Source organism: Caulobacter flavus, from assembly GCF_003722335.1.
In the GTDB taxonomy this organism is placed as follows: Bacteria; Pseudomonadota; Alphaproteobacteria; order Caulobacterales; family Caulobacteraceae; genus Caulobacter; species Caulobacter flavus.
This window is the reverse complement of sequence record NZ_CP026100.1, coordinates 4,003,769-4,017,165: the sequence shown is the minus strand read 5'-3', so window position 1 is coordinate 4,017,165 and position 13,397 is coordinate 4,003,769. Positions and strand designations below refer to the sequence as shown.

The 13,397-nt window shown below is 68.7% G+C and carries 16 protein-coding genes; 10 read left to right on the top strand and 6 right to left on the bottom strand.

Annotated elements, in window-relative coordinates:
• The first annotated feature begins 286 nt into the window (after positions 1–286).
• Entirely contained in the window at positions 287–1,645 is a 1,359-nt protein-coding gene (locus C1707_RS18310) for a dicarboxylate/amino acid:cation symporter (RefSeq protein WP_101713102.1), read from the top strand.
• Here the strand turns inward: C1707_RS18310 and C1707_RS18305 are convergent.
• The 3 genes from C1707_RS18305 to C1707_RS18295 all read right to left on the bottom strand — a co-directional run bounded on the left by C1707_RS18305 (position 1,632) and on the right by C1707_RS18295 (position 3,700).
• Positions 1,632–2,564, bottom strand: coding sequence for an AraC family transcriptional regulator (locus tag C1707_RS18305; protein WP_101713101.1), 933 nt, complete (start codon positions 2,562–2,564; stop codon positions 1,632–1,634). The two genes, C1707_RS18310 and C1707_RS18305, sit on opposite strands and share 14 nt — an antisense overlap.
• Before the next feature lie 98 nt (positions 2,565–2,662).
• Positions 2,663–3,172 carry a TIGR02281 family clan AA aspartic protease gene (locus C1707_RS18300; protein WP_101713100.1) on the bottom strand — a complete coding sequence of 170 codons (510 nt, stop codon included), beginning with the start codon at positions 3,170–3,172 and terminating at the stop codon, positions 2,663–2,665.
• A gap of 300 nt (positions 3,173–3,472) precedes the next feature.
• Positions 3,473–3,700, bottom strand: a complete 228-nt coding sequence (locus tag C1707_RS18295; protein WP_101713099.1) for a DUF1289 domain-containing protein — start codon at positions 3,698–3,700, stop codon at positions 3,473–3,475.
• 89 nt (positions 3,701–3,789) lie between these two features.
• Between C1707_RS18295 and C1707_RS18290 the strand changes: the two genes are divergently transcribed.
• From C1707_RS18290 to C1707_RS26795, 6 genes are all read left to right on the top strand, one after another.
• The gene (locus C1707_RS18290; RefSeq protein ID WP_145998370.1) at positions 3,790–4,119 is read left to right on the top strand and encodes a hypothetical protein; all 330 of its coding nucleotides are present in this window, start codon (positions 3,790–3,792) and stop codon (positions 4,117–4,119) included.
• A gap of 74 nt (positions 4,120–4,193) precedes the next feature.
• Positions 4,194–5,090: a nicotinate-nucleotide--dimethylbenzimidazole phosphoribosyltransferase gene (locus tag C1707_RS18285; RefSeq protein ID WP_101713097.1), complete on the top strand. Its 897-nt coding sequence runs from the start codon at positions 4,194–4,196 to the stop codon at positions 5,088–5,090.
• Positions 5,091–5,212: 122 nt separating this feature from the next.
• A complete protein-coding gene (locus tag C1707_RS18280) occupies positions 5,213–6,427 on the top strand; it encodes an acyl-CoA dehydrogenase family protein (RefSeq protein ID WP_101713096.1) in 1,215 nt (404 codons plus the stop codon).
• 118 nt (positions 6,428–6,545) lie between these two features.
• Positions 6,546–7,691 carry an acyl-CoA dehydrogenase family protein gene (locus C1707_RS18275; protein WP_101713095.1) on the top strand — a complete coding sequence of 382 codons (1,146 nt, stop codon included), beginning with the start codon at positions 6,546–6,548 and terminating at the stop codon, positions 7,689–7,691.
• Positions 7,692–7,826: 135 nt separating this feature from the next.
• Positions 7,827–8,246 (top strand): hypothetical protein, encoded by a 420-nt coding sequence (locus tag C1707_RS18270; RefSeq protein WP_240633738.1) that lies wholly within the window; start codon positions 7,827–7,829, stop codon positions 8,244–8,246.
• A gap of 266 nt (positions 8,247–8,512) precedes the next feature.
• Entirely contained in the window at positions 8,513–8,638 is a 126-nt protein-coding gene (locus C1707_RS26795) for a hypothetical protein (RefSeq protein WP_240633737.1), read from the top strand.
• Positions 8,639–8,702: 64 nt separating this feature from the next.
• Here the strand turns inward: C1707_RS26795 and C1707_RS18265 are convergent, their stop codons facing one another.
• Both C1707_RS18265 and C1707_RS18260 read right to left on the bottom strand, forming a co-directional pair.
• On the bottom strand, positions 8,703–9,008 hold the full coding sequence (locus C1707_RS18265) for a DUF8200 family protein (protein ID WP_101713094.1): 306 nt from the start codon (positions 9,006–9,008) through the stop codon (positions 8,703–8,705).
• Between the two features lie 68 nt (positions 9,009–9,076).
• On the bottom strand, positions 9,077–9,682 hold the full coding sequence (locus C1707_RS18260) for an LOG family protein (protein WP_101713093.1): 606 nt from the start codon (positions 9,680–9,682) through the stop codon (positions 9,077–9,079).
• 105 nt (positions 9,683–9,787) lie between these two features.
• Here C1707_RS18260 and C1707_RS18255 point away from each other — a divergent pair, with 105 nt between their 5' ends.
• The 3 genes from C1707_RS18255 to C1707_RS18245 are packed head-to-tail and all read left to right on the top strand — an operon-like array spanning position 9,788 to position 12,939.
• Positions 9,788–10,609, top strand: a complete 822-nt coding sequence (locus C1707_RS18255) for a hypothetical protein (RefSeq protein ID WP_101713111.1) — start codon at positions 9,788–9,790, stop codon at positions 10,607–10,609.
• The gene (locus tag C1707_RS18250; RefSeq protein WP_101713110.1) at positions 10,534–12,459 is read left to right on the top strand and encodes an ABCB family ABC transporter ATP-binding protein/permease; all 1,926 of its coding nucleotides are present in this window, start codon (positions 10,534–10,536) and stop codon (positions 12,457–12,459) included. The genes C1707_RS18255 and C1707_RS18250 overlap by 76 nt, the downstream gene beginning before the upstream one ends.
• A 42-nt stretch (positions 12,460–12,501) precedes the next feature.
• Positions 12,502–12,939, top strand: coding sequence for a VOC family protein (locus C1707_RS18245; RefSeq protein WP_101713092.1), 438 nt, complete (start codon positions 12,502–12,504; stop codon positions 12,937–12,939).
• Positions 12,940–12,983: 44 nt separating this feature from the next.
• Here C1707_RS18245 and C1707_RS18240 read toward each other — a convergent pair whose 3' ends face one another.
• Positions 12,984–13,376: a Ros/MucR family transcriptional regulator gene (locus C1707_RS18240; protein ID WP_205686787.1), complete on the bottom strand. Its 393-nt coding sequence runs from the start codon at positions 13,374–13,376 to the stop codon at positions 12,984–12,986.
• Positions 13,377–13,397 lie beyond the last annotated feature (21 nt).

Genomic DNA, 13,397 nt, shown 5'->3' with positions numbered 1-13,397 from the left:
ATGGCGGCTCCGGAAACTCGAAACGGGGAAGGGGGCGCGGCCACTCTAGGGAGCGGGCCGCGCGTTTACCATGTGACACGCCGCCGCCCCTAATTCCGACCGGAGTAGTGGAGCTTTCAGTTTGGCTGGCGCCGGATCGCACAAAAACTGGTTCGACCGCCGCGCTCTTATGCGCGAGCAGGAAATTCCAGTTTCGAAGCTCGGTGATGCGCGTCATCGCCGGGGTTTCGGTGTTTCGTTAGTTGAACGGCGACTGATCACCGCCGAATGTGAGCAGGAACGACCCATGGCCCAGGCGACAGCCCCTTCCAGCCGCTTCATCAGCGGCTTCGGCGTGCAGGTCCTCGTCGGCATGGTCGCGGGCCTGGCGCTGGGCCTCCTGGCCCGTCGCCTGGGCGTCGACGAGGGGCAGGCCGGTCATGCCCTAGCCGAGACCCTGCACCAGGTTGGCTCGATCTTCATCCAGCTGCTGCGCGTGCTGGTGCCGCCGCTGGTCTTCACCGCCATCGTCGCCAGCATCGCCAACCTGCGCGAACTGCAGAACGCCGCGCGGCTGGTCTGGAAGACCCTGCTCTGGTTCGCCGTCACCGCGCTGATCGCCGTGGCCATCGGGATCACCCTGGGCGTCGTGCTGCAGCCGGGCGCCCACGCCGCGCTGGACGCGGCGACCGCCGCCGCGCCCCGCACCAACGGCTCCTGGCTCGATTTCCTGACCAGCCTGGTGCCGTCCAACATCCTGGGCCTCAACGCCTCGACCAAGGTCGGCGAGACCGGCGCCAGCACCTCGCTGTCGTTCAACGTGCTGCAGATCCTGGTCATCGCCCTGGCGGCCGGCATCGCCGCGCTGCGGGTCGGCCCGGCCGGCGAGGGCTTCCTGGCGTTCAACGCCTCGGCGCTGGCCGTGGTGCGCAAGGTGCTGAGCTGGGTGATCCGCCTGACGCCGATCGGCACGGTCGGTCTGCTCGGCAACGCCGTGGCTCAGTACGGCTGGACCACGCTCGGACAGCTCGGGGCCTTCACCGGCGCGATCTATCTGGGTCTCGGGCTCGTGCTGTTCGTCGTCTATCCGATCCTGCTGACGGCGCACGGCCTGAACCCGCTGAAGTTCTTCGCCAGCGCCTGGCCGGCGATCCAGCTGGCCTTCGTGTCGCGCTCGTCGATCGGCACCCTGCCGCTGACCGAAACCGTCACCGAGGCGGGCCTTGGCGTGCCGCGCGCCTACGCCGCCTTCGCCGTGCCGCTGGGCGCGACCACCAAGATGGACGGCTGCGCGGCCATCTATCCAGCTCTGTCAGCGATCTTCATCGCCCAGTTCTACCACCTGCCGCTGGGCCTGACCGACTACGCCCTGATCGTCGCCGTCTCGGTGCTGGGCTCGGCCGCGACCGCCGGCCTGACCGGCGCCACGGTCATGCTGACCCTGACCCTGTCGACCTTGGGCCTGCCGCTCGAAGGGGCGGGCCTGCTGCTGGCCATCGATCCGATCCTCGACATGGGCCGCACCGCCGTGAACGTCGCCGGCCAGGCCCTGGTGCCCACGCTGGTAGCCAAGCAGGAAGGCATTCTCGACCAGGCGGCCTATGACGCCGCCGCCGGCGTCGCGCCGGCGGTTTCCCAAGACGTGGGCGCGGTCACGCAGTCCTGACGAGTTCGGGGCGCGAGCGCAGCCGCGTGGCGTCGCGAAGCGGCGGCGCTCCGAACAGGCGGCTGTACTCGCGGCTGAACTGCGAAGGACTGTCGTAGCCGACGTTGTGCCCCGCCGTGGCGGCGTCCAGCCCCTGGGCCAGGATCAACCGCCGGGCCTCCTGCAGTCGCAACTGCTTCTGGTACTGCAGCGGGCTCATGGCGGTGATCGCCTTGAAGTGCTGGTGCAGGGCCGAGGGGCTCATCCGCGCCTCGGCCGCCAGGGTGTCCATGCGGAACGGGCGCTGATAGTTGGTCTTCAGCCACAGGATCGCCCGCGAGACCTGGCCCAGCCGGCTTTCGCAGGCGGCGATCTCGCGCAGGCGCGGCCCCTGGTCGGTGCGCAGCAGCCGGTAGAGGATCTCCCGCTGGATCAGCGGCGCCAGGACGGGGATGTCGGCGGGGTTCTCCAGCAGTCGCACCAGCCGCACAACGGCGTCGAACAGTTCGGGCGTGGTCGGGCTGAGCGCCAGGCTGGGCGCGGGCGCATTGCGGACCGGCCCCGGATCGATCTCCAGGATCAGCTCGTTCAGTCGCCGCGGATCGATGTCGAGCCGCACGCACAGATAGGGCGCGTCGGCGCTGGCCTCGATGACCTGGCCGACGACGGGCACGTCCACCGACACGACAAGGAAGCGGGCGTGGTCGTAGACATAGACCTCTTCGCCCAGCATCACCTGCTTGCGCCCCTGGGCGATGATGCAGACAGCGGCCTCGTGGACGCCATGCACGGGCGGGCTGGGCTCCGACATGCGGGCCAGCCACATGCCCGCGATCGCGGTCGGATGAACGCCGTCGGTCGAGACGGATCGTTCAATCGCCTCGGCCAGAGCGGGATGGCGAGGGCAGCCGGCCTGGGCCGGCGCTGAAGTGTTGAGCATGGTCGCAGACTAGCGCAAACCCGCGCCGGCGCCCATGCGTGCGCGGCTGCTCTCGCAGGATCGTGCAAGAATTCCGGGCGATCATGCGCCCGGCGGCCTCAGGGGTGAAGGATCAGCGAGCGCGGCGTGGCTTCGAAGCGGGAAAGCCGGCCCAGATAGCTCATGCCCAGCAGCGAGGTCTCCAGGCCGCTCTCGATGACCAGGGCGTCGACATTGGCGACCTTGGCGCCGGCGATGGCCACGCTGCCCAGCTTGACCGAGGCGGCGCGGGTGCGGCCGTCGGCCGTGACGACGTCGTATTCGTAGTTGAGCTTGGTCACGTCGATGCCCAGGCGCTGGGCGTCGGCCTTGCTGAGCGAGACGGCCGTCGCGCCGGTGTCGACGAGGAACCGCACGGCGCGGCCGTCGACCTTGGCCTCGGCCCAGAAATGGCCGTCAGGCCCCTTGGTCAGCTGCGCGGCGCCGGCGTCGCCGAGAGTCGCGGCGGCGGCCGTGGCGGGGACGGTCTGGGGGGATTTGCGGAGCGTGCTGTCCAGCGTGGTCACGGCCTTGGCCGCACCTACCGCCGACAGCGCACCGACAATCGCGATCGCCGTGAACTTGAACATCGAAGACACCCCTGCCTTGCAGGCTTTTCGGTCGTTTCTACGACCTTTGACCGGGACCTTAGCCGGAAAGACGTTTGCAAGCGGTGAATCGGAGTGCGAATTTATTTGGTTAACAAGTTGCTGCGCTTGGCGCCAATTAACTCGCCGTAACATTGTCAGGCGAACATGTAATAAAGTTCATGGACTGGATTTAACTTCAAAGCTCGAAGCGGGATCGTCATCTTCATCTTCGCCAAACGGACGCTTCGGGGAAAACTTAGATGAAGATCCAAGAGATGCTCTCGAGAACCTGAAGTTCAATCAGTTACGCGCAGCCGACTGGGCGGCCATCAGGCTCTCCATCGGATCGGGGCGCAGGGGCAGGGAGGCCATGATCTCCGCACGCTCCTCGTCGCTGTAGCGCGACCAGCCGGCGATTTCCTGCAGGGTTCGCCGACAACCGAGACAGAAGCCGGACGCACCATCCACGGCGCACACCTTGATGCAGGGCGTGACGATGGGGCGGGGCGGGCGGTTTTCTGAAGTCATGACCGAATGTCGCCATCCGCGGCGTCGGGCGCAAGTCGCCGGACGCGATGCGGCTCCGCGCCCAGATTTTCAATCCAGAGGGAACCATCATGCGTATCGCCACCATCCTGCTCGCCGCCGCTTCGATCGCCGCCGTCGCCGCTCCGGCGCTGGCCGCCGAGCGCGTCACCGACGCCCAGTTCATCCAGGCCAATCGCTGCCTGGGCCTGACCGAGGCCAAGACGCTCGGCGAGGCCGATGCGGCCGCCCTGAAGCAGTTCATCAAGGTCCAGCGCCCCGGCCGTCACGTCTTCACCTCGGACCGCGCCGACACCGCCCGCTCCGACGCCAAGCGCGCCGCCGCCAAGGCCGACGAAGCCACCAAGGCCAGCCTGATCCAGGAGCTCGATGGGGCGTGCAAGGAGCTGACCGCCAGCTGATCCGAGTTCTTCTTCGACCACTTTCCGCGTCCTATGCGCTTGCATAGGGCGCGGACTGGCTTAAGTCGGCGACCATGAACGCTCCCGCCGCCGCTTCGCCCTTCGCCGACATCCGCCGCCTGGCCGCCGATCTTCCGGCGCCTGGCGTTTTCGTACCGCCGGCCGACGGCGGCCGTCTCGCCGAGATCTCGACCTGGCTCACCGCCTGGACCGGCCGCACGCCGCCGTCGGTGAACCGGCCCGTGGTGGCGCTGTACGCCGGCGCGCGACAAGGCGTGGGTCCGCGCGGCTATGCCCGCGATCGCCTCGAAACCATCGCCGCCGGCGGAGCCACGGTCAGCCGCATGGCCGGTTCGCAGGGCGCGGGCCTGGAGGCCTTCGACCTCGCCATCGATCGCCCCACGCCCGACGCGCGCCAGAAGGCCTCGATGAGCGAGAAGGAGTGCGCCGCGACCATGGCCTTCGGCATGGAGGCGCTCGCCAAGCAGCCGGACCTGCTGATTCCGGGCGTCATCGCCGCCGAAGCCCATCGTGACGCCGCCGCCATCGCCCTGGCCCTGTTCGGCGGCGAGGCCTCGGACTGGGCGATTGGCGAAGTCGCCGCCGACGTGGCCGCCGCCGTCGAACGCGCGCGCGCCGAAAGCGACCTTTCCGATCCGCTCGAGGCGCTGCGCCAGCTCGGCGGCCGCGAGACAGCCGCCGTGGCCGGCGCCATCCTCGCCGCCCGCGTGCAGAAGATTCCCGTCCTGCTCGACGGCTATGCCGCCGCCGCCGCCGCCGCCGTACTGCACGCCGTCGATCCCGACCTGATCGCCCACGCGGTGGCCGCCCATGTCGGCGGAGCAGGCCACGCCCGCCTGCTGGCCAAGCTGGGCAAGTCGCCGCTGGTCTCGCTGGAGATCGAGGACGAGGAAGGCGTCGGCGGCGTGTCGGCGCTGGCCCTCGTGCGCCTCGCCTGCGAGGTTCGCTGACCACGATGGGTGAACGACGTTTACGTTGACCTTCGCGTCATCTTTCCAAACGCTCGTTCGACCCCTATCATCGCTCCGAAACAACAAGACGCCGGCTCAGCCGGCCTGTTCGGGAGCGCGCAATGAACCTCGATTTTTCGCCCGAAGACCTGGCCTTCCGCGACGAGGTTCGCGCCTTCATCGCGCAGAACTATCCGGAAGGCCTGCGCGAGCGCCAGGAAGAGGGCGAGGAGATGTCCAAGGAGGACTTCCTCTCCTGGCACCGCACCTTGGCGCAGAAGGGCTGGGTGGCCCCGGCCTGGCCGGAAAAGTACGGCGGCCCGGGCTGGACCTCGGTGCAGCGCTACATCTGGTCGGAAGAGACCGCCCGCGCCGACTGCGTGCCGATCCTGCCGTTCGGCATCAACATGGTCGGTCCGGTGATCTACACCTTCGGCACGCCCGAGCAGAAGGAACGCTTCCTGCCGCCGACCCTGTCGGGCGAGATCTGGTGGTCACAGGGCTATAGCGAGCCAGGCGCCGGTTCGGACCTGGCCAGCCTCAAGACCAAGGCCGAGCGCTTCACCGGCGACGACGGCAAGGACTACTACCTGGTCAACGGCCAGAAGACCTGGACCACCCTGGCCCAGCACGGCGACTGGATCTTCTGCCTGGTCCGCACCGACCCGAACGCGAAGATCCAGGAAGGCATCTCGTTCCTGCTGATCGACATGAAGTCGTCCGGCGTGACCGTCCGCCCGATCATCACCCTGGGCGGCGAGCACGAGGTCAACGAGGTCTGGCTCGAGAACGTCAAGGTGCCGGTCGAGAACCGCATCTTCGACGAGAACAAGGGCTGGACCTGCGCCAAGTTCCTGCTGGCCCACGAGCGCTCCGGCATCGCTGGCGTCGCCCGCTCCAAGCGCGGCATCGAGCGCATCCGCCAGATCGCCCGGACCGAACTGTCGGACGAGGGTGACGCCCTGATCCGCGACCCGATGTTCAAGCGCAAGATCGCCGAACTCGAGATCGACCTGGCGGCCCTGGAGTACACCGAACTGCGCACCCTGGCCGGCGAGGCCGCGGGCAAGGGGCCTGGACCCGAGTCGAGCGTCCTGAAGATCAAGGGCACCGAGATCCAGCAACGGATCACCGAACTGGCCCTCGAAGCCGCCGGCCACTACGGCGCGCCTTACTTCCGCGGCTTCCCCAAGGACGGCGACAACGCCCATCCGATCGGTCCGGACTTCGCCCACCGCGCCGCGCCGACCTATTTCAACGTCCGCAAGACGTCGATCTACGGCGGCTCCAACGAGATCCAGCGCAACATCATCGCCAAGATGGTGCTGGGCCTCTGATTTAGCTCGAAACTCCCTCTCCCCAGCGGGGGAGGGAGCTTCGCCAACCATTCGATCACGCCCCTAGCAGGCCGAGCGGAACGCCGCCTCGGGGCCAGCAAGAACAAGGACCTAAGGGATGGACTTCAACTTCACCGAAGAGCAGTCGATGGTCCGCGACACCGTCGCGAGCTTCCTGCAGGACAAGTACGACTTCGAGACCCGCCGCAAGATCGTCGCGTCGGACAGCGGCTGGCGCGCCGACTATTGGAAGGCGTTCGCCGAGGAGCTCGGCATCCTGGGCGCCTCGTTCAGCGAGGAGCTGGGCGGCCTGGGCGGCGGCGCGATCGACAACATGATCATCATGGAAGAATTCGGCAAAGCCCTGGTGATCGAGCCCTATCTGGGCACGGTGGTCATCGGCGGCGGTTTCATGAAGCACTCGGGCTATGCGAACGCCGCCGCCGTGATCGAGGGCATCGTCGCCGGGACCACGACGATCGCCTTCGCCTACGCCGAGCCGCAAGGCCGCTATACATGGAGCGACCTGAAGACGACGGCCAGGAAGGACGGCGCTGGCTGGACCCTGAACGGCCACAAGGCCGTAGTGGTCGGCGCGCCGTTCGCCAGCCACTTCGTCGTCACCGCCCGCACCGGCGGCAGCCAGCGCGAGACGTCCGGCGTGTCGGTGTTCCTGGTCGACAAGAACCTGCCTGGCGTCGTCACCCGCGACTACCCCACCGTCGACGGCGGTCGCGCCTCTGAAGTCTATTTCGAGAACGTCTCGCTGCCGGGCGACGCCCTGGTCGGTCAGGAGGGCGCGGGCCTGCCGCTGGTCGACAAGGTGATCGACGAGGCCACCGCCGCTAGCCTGGCCGAAGGCGTGGGCGTGCTGCGCAAGCTGCACGAGGGCACGCTGGACTACGCCAAGCAACGCAAGCAGTTCGGCCGCGCCATCGCCGACTTCCAGGTGCTGCAGCACCGGATGGTCGACATGTTCATCGAACTCGAGCAGTCGGTCTCGATGACCTACATGGCCACCATCAAGCTCGACGAGAGCGACGCCGAGCGCGCCAAGGCCGTTTCGGCCGCCAAGGTACGGATCGGCCGGGCGCTCAAGTTCGTCGGCCAGAACGCCATCCAGATCCACGGCGGCATGGGCATGACCGACGAGCTGGCCATCGGTCACTACTTCAAGCGCGGCACGATAATCGAAGGCCTGTTCGGCTCGGTCGATCATCATCTGCGCCGCTACGAGGGGCTGTCGTTCGGCGCGGCGGCCTGAGCCGCGTACTGAGCACCCAGCCTCGGGAGCCAAGGCCGCCTGCGTCACGCCGACGCGGGCGGCCTTTTTCGTGCGCCCGACATTTTGCCCGCCCCGCCGGGACGAGTGCGACCGTTCAACGCAGCAGACCACCCGATGGACCGCACGGTGAACACGATGCTCCGCCCCGAAATGCTCATGGGCCTCTCTCCGGAAAAACTCGCCGACACGTTGGAAGCGATGGATTCCAGCGCCCGGCTGCTGCTCGACCAGGCGCGTGAGGCCAAGGCCAGGGCCGACAAGCTGGAGACCGTGCTTTCGCTGCTGGTGGGCGTCGTGGCCAATGATCCGGCGCTGGAGGAAAGCTTCGCCCTGCAACGGATCGCCGGCCAGTTGCGCCTGTGCGCCGACTTGCCCGAACTGGCCGCCGAACTGGTCGGCTGCGAGGCCGAACGCATCGAGCCCGTGATGCTGCGCGCCGCCGCCAACATCATCGCCTCGGCCGGCAGGCCAGGCGCCGGCGATGTGGTGCCGACGCTCGATCAGCATGAGCGCGAAGGCGCGACGCTGCACTGACCCCATACGTGAACGGAAAGTATCGCCAAGATCGTTCCAGGCGCTCTTCAAGTCGATCGTCAGTGCGCGGATATCATCCGGGTTCGGAATATTTCACTTGTCTCGCGGCAAAGCTGGCGCATCCTTGCCTCGACGCGCTGACGACTAGGAGGGTGCGAGCCCCTGTAAGCCGCGCGCGTCTCTTTCTGGCTGGGCCGGTCGCGGAGCCGGTCCCGTAACACGTGGAGCCTCGTGCGACGCTCCGGGCTGGTCAAGGAGACGCCGCCATGAACGTGACGAAGATGAACCACGCCATGCTGTCCTTCGCCCTGATGGGCGGGATGCTGGTCGGACCCCGTCCGGGAGCTTCCAAGCGGCCCCCGCGGACGCCAAAGACCTCGGACCGGAAGTAGCGTCAAAGAAAATGCCATCCCGGCCTGGCCGGGATGGCGCTGAATTTCGTGATTTCGAGGAGGCTTACGGCTTGGCGGCCGCGTTGCACTCTTCGACGCCGGCGGCGTCGAGCGCTTCGCCTCGCCAGGTAAAGGCCGAGACGGCGCCCAGTTCGGCGACTACCTTGCGGCAGCTGCGCGCGGCGGGCAGGGCCTTCACGGCCGGAGCCTTGCAGACCGTTCCCGTGCAGCGCCACATCGCGCCGTCCTGGATCAGTTCGGCCTTGGCCGGCGGCGCCTTCAGAACGAGCATGGCGCCTTCCGAAGTCGCGGCCTGGGCCGCGCCGACGAGGGAAGCTGCGGCGAGACCGCCGAGCAGAAGCATACGCATGGACATCTCCTATCCCCGCGTCCTATTTATAAGTGGACGCTGATCACATTGTTCGTTGTTATTGAAAACTAAGTCAATCGCCGAACGTCGATCTCGCGATCGCGATCAACGTCCAAACCCCATGCCAGCAAGGCCGGAGTGACATCCTGGGCCGCCTCGACGGAAACCCAGGCCGTCGCCAGGGCGGGCGGCGTCAGGCCCCGGTCGATCGTGTGCTTGAGAAGCGCGAAAAGCGGGTCCCAGAAGCCGTCGGGATTGTGGAACACGATCGGCTTGCGGTGCAGGTCGAGGCGCCGCCAGGACAGCAGTTCGATGATCTCCTCGAGCGTGCCGATGCCGCCGGGCAGCACCACGAAGGCGTCGGATCGCTCGAACATCAGCATCTTGCGTTCGTGCATCGAGGTGACGATCACCGTCTCGACGTCGTCGAACGGCTTTTCGCGGCCGCGCAGGAATTCCGGGATGATCCCCAGCACCTTGCCGCCGGCCTCGTGCGCGCCGCGCGCGGCCTGGCCCATCAGGCCGACGCCGCCGCCGCCGTAGACCAGCTTGAGGCCGGCGCGTGCGAAGTCGCCGCCGATCTGGTGGGCGGCCTCCAGATAGGCCGGATCGGCCGTGTTCGAAGAGCCGCAGTAGACGCAGACCGACCCCAGGCGGCTAGACAGGTCGGGCATCGTCGTCCACTCCAACAAAAGAAAAGGCGCGGCTCCCGTCGGGAAGGGCGCGCCATGGCGTTTAGGGCTGCGGTCGTAGCGACCGCCCCAGGATCTGGAAGGCGCATGATCGGGATTCGCAAGGCCGCTTTCAAGTCGTGGCCGCTGGCCTTGGTCCTCGTCGCGACCCTTGGGGCCTGCGGCGAGGAGGGGCGACGCGACTGGGGACGCGCCGCGCCCGCCGCGCAACCGGTCCGAGACCCCGAAGCGGCCTATCTGGCGCCGCCCAAGGTCGTCACCGCGGCGGTCCAGGGCGGCGGCGTGGCGCTGTCCGGGTCGGCCGCGGCCGGCGCCTCGGTCAGGCTTGGCTCGCCCACGGGCGAGGCGATCAGCGCGGAGGCCGACGCCTCGGGGCTCTGGCGCGCGGTCCTGCCCGGCGCGCTCGAGCCCCGGCTGTTCGGCCTGTCCATGACCCGCGAAGGGCGGACCGTGCAGGCCGAAGGCTACGTGCTGGTCACGCCCGAGGGCGCCGTGGCGCTGCTGAAGGCCGGCGGCGGCTCCGAGCCGCTGGCTGGTCCTTCCGATTCCCTGCGGATCCTGGCGATCGACTTCGACCAGGAGGGCGGGGCGGTCATCTCGGGCGTGGGACGTCCCGGCGCGGGCTTCGGCGTGCGCGTCGACCGCGTCACCCAGGCCGAGGCCAAGGTCGACGCCCAGGGGCGCTTCAGCTTTTCTCTGACCCGTCCGCTGTCTCATGGCGAGCACGCCGTGCAGGTGGCTGGCGAAGGCGGCGAGGACCTGGTGCGCATCGCCGTCTCCGCGCCCGGTCCGCTGACCGCCGGTCCCTTGCGCGCCGAGCGCCTGGACGACGGCTGGCGGGCCGACTGGATGACCCCCGGAGGCGGCGTCCAGACGACCGTGCTGTACGCGCCCGGAGAGACGCGGTGAGGGGCTTCGCCTCGGCCGGTCGCGACAGCGCCCGGACCGCGCCGGACGCGACCAGGCCCGTTTCCGGGTGGGCCGCGCTGGCCGAACTGCTGCGGCTGGTCCTGAGGTCGCGGGCGCCGGGCCTGGCCTGGCGGCTGACTGCGGCCCTGACCCTGACCTTCGCGGGCAAGGCGCTGGGCGTGGCTGCGCCCCTGCTGCTCGGCGCGGCCGTCAACCGGCTGACGGCCGGGCAGGGCGCGGCGACGCAGGTGACGCTGTCCTTCGCCGCCCTGGCGCTGGGCTGGGCGGGCGTGAGGTTCATTTCGGCGGCCGCCCCCCAGGCCCGGGACGCGGTGTTCACGCCGGTGGCCCAGGCCGCCCAGAACCGCGCGGCGACCGAGACCTTCGCTCACGCCCTGTCGCTGTCGATCGACTTCCACCAGACCAAGCGCACTGGGGCGCTGTCGCGAACCATCGACCGCGGCGCGCGAGCCATGGACTTCCTGATCAGGGGCCTGGTGTTCAACATCGCCCCGACCCTGGTCGAACTGGTCCTGGCCGCCGCCGTGCTGGCGCGGGCCTATGACTGGCGGTTCGCCGCGACGGCCATCGTCACCGTGGTGATCTACGGCGTCCTGACCTTCTCGATCTCCAATTGGCGGATCTCCCACCGGCGCGAACTGAACGAGGCCGACGCCGAGGCCGCGGGCCGGGCGGTGGACGCGCTGCTGAACTACGAGACGGTCAAGACCTTCGGCGCCGAGGACCGGGCGGTCGGGGCCTACGAGGGAGCGCTTTCGACCTATGGCGCGGCGCAGATCAAGGCGACCAATTCGCTGTCGCTGCTCAATGTGGTGCAGTCGCTGATCATGAGCCTGGGCCTGGCCGTGATGGCCGTGCTGGCGGGCTCGGAGGCCGCGCACGGCCGCATCGGCCCGGGCGACATCACCGCCGTCGTGCTGATCCTGGTGAACCTGTACCAGCCGCTGAACTTCCTCGGCTTCGCCTACCGCGAGATCCGCCAGTCGTTCATCGACATGGAGGCGATGATGGAGCTGCGCCGGCAGGGCGCGGACGTCGCCGACGCGCCGGACGCCGTCGACCTGCCGCCGGCGGGCGATCGGCGCGGCGGCGCGGTGGCCTTCGAAGGCGTGTCGTTCCGCCATGGCGCGCGATCGGACGGCCTCTCCGAGGTCAGCTTCACGGCCGCGCCGGGCCAGACCGTGGCCATCGTCGGTCCGTCGGGCGCCGGCAAGACGACGCTGGTGCGGCTGGCGCTGCGGATGATCGACCCGCAAGGCGGAAGGGTCACGCTGGACGGTCACGACCTGCGCGCCCTGAAGCAGGGCTCGCTTCGCCGCGCCGTGGCGCTGGTGCCGCAGGACGTGGCGCTGTTCAACGACACGATCGCGGCCAACATCGCGTTCGGCAGGCCGGACGCCTCCGAGGAAGAAATCTGGGGCGCGGCGCGGGCGGCGGAGTTGGGCGATTTCATCGGCGGCCTGCCCGAGGGCATGGAGACCAAGGTCGGTGAGCGCGGCCTGAAGCTGTCCGGCGGCGAGCGTCAGCGGGTGGGCATCGCCCGGGCGCTGCTGGCCGATCCGCGCGTGCTGATCCTGGACGAGGCCACCAGCGCGCTGGACAGCCGCACCGAGGCGGCGATCCAGGCGACGCTGCGCAAGGCCCGGGAAGGGCGCACGACCCTGGTGGTGGCCCACCGGTTGTCGACCATCGCCGACGCCGACGAGATCCTGGTTCTGCGCCGGGGCAAGGTGGTCGAGCATGGTCCGCACGCGGCGCTGCTGGCGGCCGACGGCGAGTACGCCGCGCTCTGGCGGCGCCAGACACGCGGCAAGGTCGCGGCGCAGTAGGCGATCGGCTATATCGGCGCTTCGCAACATCTGGAGGCCGCCTTGCGCTATCTGCACACCATGGTCCGCGTGAAGGATCTCGACGCTTCGCTGCGCTTCTACTGCGAGGGCCTGGGCCTGCAGGAGATGTACCGGATGGAGAACGAGAAGGGCCGCTTCACCCTGGTCTTCCTCGCCGCCCCGGGCGACGCCGACAAGGCCAGGGAACGCAAGGCCCCGCTGGTCGAGCTGACCTTCAACTGGGACCCGGAGGACTATCAGGGCGGCCGCAATTTCGGCCACCTGGCCTATCAGGTCGACGACATCTACGCGGCCTGCCAGCGCCTGGCTGACCTGGGCGTGACCATCAACCGCCCGCCGCGTGACGGCCACATGGCCTTCGTCCGCTCGCCCGACGGCATCTCGGTGGAGCTGCTGCAGGACGGTCACCTGGAGCCGGCCGAGCCGTGGGTCTCGATGCCCAACACCGGCGCCTGGTAAGAACGCGAAAGGCCCGCCGGATCGGCGGGCCTTTTTCCTTGGGCTCAGCGGCGCGTGCCGAAATGGTTGGCGCGGGCCACGTTCGACCGAAGGTCCGAGAAGCTGGCGGCGACCGTGGGGTAGTCGTCCGGCAATCCCCACTTGGAGCGATACTCCTCCTCGGTGAGACCCAGGCTGTTGAGGTGGCGCTTCAGCGAGCGATAGCGGCGGCCGTTCTCGAAGCTGACGATGGCGTCCTGGGTGATGCTGGCGGCGATCTCGTCGGCGTTGGGGCGTTCGACCGGCTCGGCGGCCGGGGTCGAGAACACCGCCTCCAGCGCCGCATAGGTGCGGGCGGCCAGGTCGGGCAGTTCGTCGGCCGAGACGACGTTGTTCTGCAGGTAGGCGCAAAGCACTTGGGCGGCCATGTCGGCGGCGCGTTCCTGGGCCTTGTTCATCGAAAGTCTCTGGCGGTCTTC